The sequence below is a fragment of the Methanopyrus sp. genome, from assembly GCF_053997775.1.
Window position 1 is genome coordinate 1 of record NZ_JBMXXF010000007.1, and the last position, 5,804, is coordinate 5,804.

The following is a 5,804-nucleotide window of genomic DNA, read 5'->3' on the forward strand; positions in this document are numbered from 1 at the left end:
TTCACCCGCGTTTTCCGCGCGGACGTGATCGTGAACACGGGCAAGCACGGCACGTACGAGTGGCTCCCGTACAAGCCCCTCTTCATGTCCTGGTGGGACTTCCCGCAGGTCTGCATCCAGGATGTCCCGCAGGTGTACCCGTACTACGTGGCCGACCCGTCCGAGGCGCTGGTCGCGAAGCGGCGGGGCTGGGCCGTTCTGGTCAACTACCTGCCGGAGTCGCTGGCCCGGTGCGAGCTGGGTGGTGAGTGGGACGAGCTGCTCGAGCTCCTGAGGGAGTACCTGTCCTCGGGCCTGAGCGCGTACCGTCCTAGGATCCTGGACTTAGTCCGAAAGACGCGGGCCTACGAGCTGCTGAACCTGGGCTCGCTGGAGGAGTTCGAGCGGGACTTCGACGGCAACTGCGCCCGGCTCTACTTCCTGCTGCACGACCTGGAGGAGCACGAGGTCGTACCGGTCGGGCTGCACGTGTTCGGGCTGCCGCCGCTGGGTGAGGATCCCGTCGAGACGCTGGCCAGCTTCGCCGCGAAGATCCTGGTGAACGAGACGCTCGGCGCGCTGGACTACCGCCGGGCCCTGGAGCTCTGCCGGGAGGTGATCGAGCGGCCGGAGACCAGGGAATCCGACGAGCCGCACCGGGAGGCGGCGCGGGTCGTGGGGCTGCTCTTCGAGAGCGCGCGGCTCGAACGGGAGAACCTCCTCCGCGCGCTCGAGGGCGGTTACGTCCCGCCCGGCTACGCCTCGAGCCCCTTCAAGGAGATCGACGCGCTGCCCACGGGCCGGAACTCCTGCATGTTCGATCCGCGTAGGTGGCCGGACTGGATCTCGATCAACCCGGCGTACGCGGTGGCGATCCCGCTCCGCCTGGTCGCGAAGAAGGTCATCGCGTTCGACTGGGCGACGGACAACATCAACACGCGGGCGCTGCCGATCGCGGTGCAGATGCTGCTGCTGGGCGTCCTCCCGCACCGGGACGCCGAGGGAGTCGTCGTCGGCGTTGACCCGTGCGCGCCGCTCCGACCGAACGCCGCGTCGGGAACGCGACGGTACGGCCAGGTCCTGATCGAGGGTCGGATCGTCGACATGAGTCTCGCGGGGCCGAACGAGGCGCGCCTGGTGATCGCGCCCGTCGGTGGCGGGACGGAGATCGAGGTGCGGGCCCCGCTCGACGCCCTCCCGACCCTACCGTTCGTGGGCGATCGCGTGACGATCCTGGGCACGCTGATACCGCCCGAGCGGAGGGTGGAACTGCTGGACGCCGAGGTGCTGAGGTCGTATGAGGGTCGGTACCTCACGCCCACCGAGCTCGCGGCCGTTGGGAGAGTGGCCTCGGGTCCCGTCGTGGTGAGGGGGACGGTTAAGGAGGTCAGCGGGGACTTCCTGGTGATCACGGACGGGACGACGGACGTCCGATGCTGCGTCTCGGGTCCCGTGCGGGTGAGACCGGGCGAGACGGTCCTCGTGCGCGGGCGACCGCTGATCCAGGAGGAGCCGCCGATCGTGTCCGCGACGCTCGTGCTCCGGGGCCGGTTGACGCGGATCACGGACGTGATCGCGCTCGGCACCTCCTGCTTCCGGGATGTGTTCGCCCACAACATCCTCGCGGAGCTGTTCCTGGGTCGCGCGGCGGCCATTCTGGCGGCGGAGCCGTACCTGGCGGCGGGTCTCGACGTCTCCTCGCTGATCGGGGCTAGGGTGACGGGAGCGAACGTCCCCGGGCTCGTGCTGGAGCGGCTTCGGGAGATCGTGGCCCGGCTGCGGCGGGGCCGGTGGGAGAACCCGCTGCACGAGACCGTGCTCCGGGTCTACGAGGCGGCGCTGAACCTGGCCTTCTCCCTGGGTGAGGAGAGGCTGGCGAGGCTGCTGTGGGAGGGGCTGAAGTCACTCCACGCTCGGGTCCAGGAGGCGTGCTCGCAGCACGGGCTGAGCCTTGACACCGTGATCTCCACGGCCAGGGAGCTGGCGTACCTCACGCCGCCGAGCGAGAACTACGCGTTCCTGGACTGGGCGGCGGTCTACCTGGCGCTGCTCGCGTGCCGGGAGCTTGCGGTAGATGCGCCGCTCCGGGCCTGGGTGGAGCAGGTCCGGGCGCTCCCGGAGCGGGATTACCCCCTCCTGGCCGCGATCAACGTGTTCTGTCAGGCGCCCGGCGACTACACGAACGTGATCGGGAAGACGATCGAGTCGGGCGCGTTCCTGCTGGAGGAGCGGGTCAAGCTGGCCCTGACCTGGATCTCCGCGATGAGCTACCTGTACGGGCCGCGGTACTGGGGCGTCAGCGTGCCGCTACTGCTCGCGCTGAACCTGGCGGCCCCGGACGACACGCTCCACACCATGGTCTCCTCGGACGAGAAGGCGACGTTCTTCTACGACGACTGCATCTACGCGTTCGAGGGCGGGATGCGGCTGGCCGTCGAGGCCGTGAACGGGCTGACGCCCGAGCAGGAGCCGGAGATCGGCATGCTCGTGCTCAACCTGCGTCACGCCGCCCTAGGAACGTACACCGGCGGGGACTACTCCCGAGCGGTGTACCGGCTGGCCCGCACGGCCGAGCTGATCGCCCGAGCCAACCCGACCCTTGCCTCCTGGCTCCGAGACCTGGCGCCCAGCCTGGCGGCCGGCAACCTGATGGCGGCGATGATCGCGAGCCACCTGACCCTGTTGATGCAACCCTCCACCGAGGCGGAACTACGGTCGCTGCGCGGCGACCAGACGGCCGCGTACCGCTACGCGCTACTGATGTCGTTCCGATCCTACGCCTGGTACGACCTCATGCGCACGGTTTTCAACCCGCTCTACCTGCGCGGCAAGCGGTTCCACGGGTACTCCGGCGCCGTGGACCTGCTCAAACGGCTCGACTTCCTGATCACCGGGTGGAGCACGCTGACCCCCGGCCTCCTGGGCTGGACCGGCGTCCTCCGCCGGGTCGCCCGACTCCTGGTCGAGAACCGGGGATGGCTGGCGCGCTACTCCCCAGAGGGACTCCTGTCCGTCGCGGTCAAACTCCTGGTGATCGCCCACGACCGCGCTCGCCACGGGCTCGTGAGCCGGGAACTGCTCCGGAGCCCCGAGCTCGTGGCCCTCGTCCGGGAGGTCATCGTGCCCGCGCTGCTCCGAGGCGAGCTCTGCTGCTGCCCCGCCGTGTGCGGCAACCCCGTCACCCAGGAGCGGTTCCTCCAGGCCCTCGCCGCCTACGAGACGCTGATCCCGGGCGTGAGACCGGCCCTCACGGCGTTCTCCGTCAACTACATGGGCCTCTCGACCGTCCCACCGGGACCGACCGCGGGACCGACACCGCCGACCACCACCCAGGCACCGGCCGCTACCTCCGCACCCCCGACCTCGGTACCCGGCACCGCTCCGTCAGCCGCACCCACGCCACCCTCGCCCGCGTCAACCACGACCCGCGGCGCCCCGGTCGAAGGACCGTCCGGAACCCCCCGCACCGGCACGGTAACGTCCATCCCCGCCTCACGACCCTCCCCCACCGCGCGGAGCCGCACCGCCCTCGGCCCCTCCACCGCGACGCCCGGACCTTCCAAGTCCGAGGTCCTCGCGGGCCTTGGCAACCGGGGGACCAGGGAGACCGGAGGAGGCGGTCCGGTCGTTTCGATCACCGGGACGGCGGTGGGGAGGGTGGGGGCCGGACCCGGCTCGAGGCGATCCGGTGGAACGGGGACGACCGGGGCGGGCGGACGGACGACGGGTGAGGTGGCACCACGGGCCCAGCGATCGGAGGCCCGGCCGGTGAGGGCGATGGCCAGGTCGGCCGCCCCGTCCGCCCAGGTGCCTAGATGGATCCTGTACGCGCTGATCGCGCTGCTGCTGACGTCGATCCTCGCCGGGTTCGGGTACCATCGGAGACCGGTGGAGCCTACCCCCAGATGGTGACCGAGCCGGTCGTCCGACCGGCCGTCGTTAAAAGAACCAGCGCGGACGCGGGCACCAGCACTCGGTCCCACCACCGCCCCGGGATCGGCGTGAGCGCAACGCGAAGCCACCCGTCGCGCCCCGGGAGTACCGGAATTCCGCGCGCGGTGAGCGCGTCCTGCAGCACGTGCAAAAGCCCTCCAAGCACCAAGAGCGATAGATCCCGGTGATGCTGCCAGAGCAGCAGCGTGCCGAGCAGCCACGGCCAGGGGGAGTGCAGGGGACCGCGGTGCCCAAGACGCGCGTGAACCGCTCCGCGAATCCGGACCCCGGTGGCGCGCTCCAGGGGCCTCAGGATCAGACGGGCGGCGAGGGAGTTGGGATGATCCAGGTCCGGGAGCAGCGACCCCAGCGCGGCCAGGAGGGCCGGGTGGTGGCCCAGCGCGCGGTCCACCGTCACGTAGGTAACCAGCGCGTGGGTGACCCACATCACGACTGCGCACCCTCCGCGGGATGAGGAGTCAACCTGGCGCGGAGCGGGTGAAGAGGGGAGGGGGTCCCGACCGCGGGTGTGCCCGGGCCTATCAACGGCACCCTCATCGGCGCGGGGGACCACCCCGCATCCTCGGGGCCGCCGGGACGACCCGGGCCCACCCGGTCAGCGTGACGGATGAGGAGGGTGGTGGACGCCGAGGACCCCCGATGACGAACCTCTCGGCGCCGATCACTCCTCCCCTATCACCTCTCGAATGAAGGCCTCGGCCGCGCGGCGAAGCAGCTCCCGTCCCGCAACGGCGGCCGGGATCGAGGCGGGCACGGCGCGCAGGCTCAGACCCTCACCCTCCGCGCGCAGCTCCGGGTACTCCCGTGCGTCCAGCGTCAGGGTCAGCTCGCCCTTCCCGTGCCGCAGGACCGCATCCCCGGAGACGAGACTCGCGACCTCGGGCGCGGTCAGCGCCATCCCCAGTTGCGGCCTGTCCATCGCCTCCCTCAGGACCTCCTTAAGGTCATCCTCCTCCGGCTGCAGGAGGAGCAGAAGGGTGTCCTCCCGGGGCACGATCCGAAGGATTCCGGAGCCCCGCTCCCCGCCGGCGGTCACCCGCATCCGACAGATCCTCACCGCCCTACCCCTTACGAGCGGGGCGACGGATCGGTCCAGAACGCGGTCGGCGGCGGAGAGAAGGCTCCCGCGCACGGCCTCCGGGTTCTTGGGCACGAACCTCAGCGTCAGCTCCCCCTCCGGGACGAGAATGCGCCGCTCGAACGGGTAGATGGACGGGCCCCCCAGCGTGGTCAGCACGAGGCTGCCCTCCACCTCGAACCGCTTCACGGTGATCCCGTGGGCCACCAGGGCGGCGGCGGTGGGAGGGGTGAGCACGACGCGGGAGCGCGGCGGGGTGAAGGATCCGCTCTCCAGCTCCGCGGAGCTGAAGGAGGAGCCGACGGACTCCAGGACCGGATCCTCGCCCACGCGGACTGACCCTCGGGGCACGACGAACACGTCCTCCTCGGAGATCCGCAGCGAGCCCTCGCACTCGCCCACCGGCTTCCCGTCCACCTCCACCTCGATCGAGCCTCGGTGAGCGATCATCGGGGCTCCCCATACCGTTCACCAAGGGTCAGAGAATAAAATCGTCGTCATCGAACGTTGGGGAGCGGCCGGAGTAACGATGTGGACGGTGGTGGATGCCGACGCCCGGATGAGGAGTAACCCCGGTGCCGAACGCCGCGTTGGGGGTGGGAACGCTATGCTCACGCTGCTGACCCTACTCCTCCTGACCCCGGCACCCGCGTCCGCCACCGTGTACGTGGACGTAGTGCCCTACGTGGACAGTGACGCCTGGTCCGGGGAGCACGTGACCGCGCTGCGGGACTTCCTGAGCTGGTGCGGGGAGCGCGGGGTCAAGGTCGCCGTCTTCCACTACAACTTCTGC

General features: G+C 70.3%; 4 protein-coding genes. 2 read left to right on the forward strand and 2 right to left on the reverse strand.

Annotated features, from left to right (window positions below; translation table 11 throughout):
* On the forward strand, positions 1-3,891 hold a 3,891-nt coding region (locus ACXJJV_RS01650; protein ID WP_456466438.1), incomplete at its 5' end, for a cobaltochelatase subunit CobN.
* Here the strand turns inward: ACXJJV_RS01650 and ACXJJV_RS01655 are convergent.
* Entirely contained in the window at positions 3,875-4,360 is a 486-nt protein-coding gene (locus ACXJJV_RS01655; protein WP_456466441.1) for a metal-dependent hydrolase, read from the reverse strand. The two genes, ACXJJV_RS01650 and ACXJJV_RS01655, sit on opposite strands and share 17 nt — an antisense overlap.
* 234 nt (positions 4,361-4,594) lie before the next feature.
* Positions 4,595-5,461 carry a hypothetical protein gene (locus ACXJJV_RS01660; protein ID WP_456466439.1) on the reverse strand — a complete coding sequence of 289 codons (867 nt, stop codon included), beginning with the start codon at positions 5,459-5,461 and terminating at the stop codon, positions 4,595-4,597.
* A gap of 157 nt (positions 5,462-5,618) precedes the next feature.
* On the opposite strand from ACXJJV_RS01660, the gene ACXJJV_RS01665 reads away from it, so the two are divergent.
* Positions 5,619-5,804: hypothetical protein (locus tag ACXJJV_RS01665; RefSeq protein WP_456466440.1), on the forward strand; the 186-nt coding region annotated here is incomplete at its 3' end.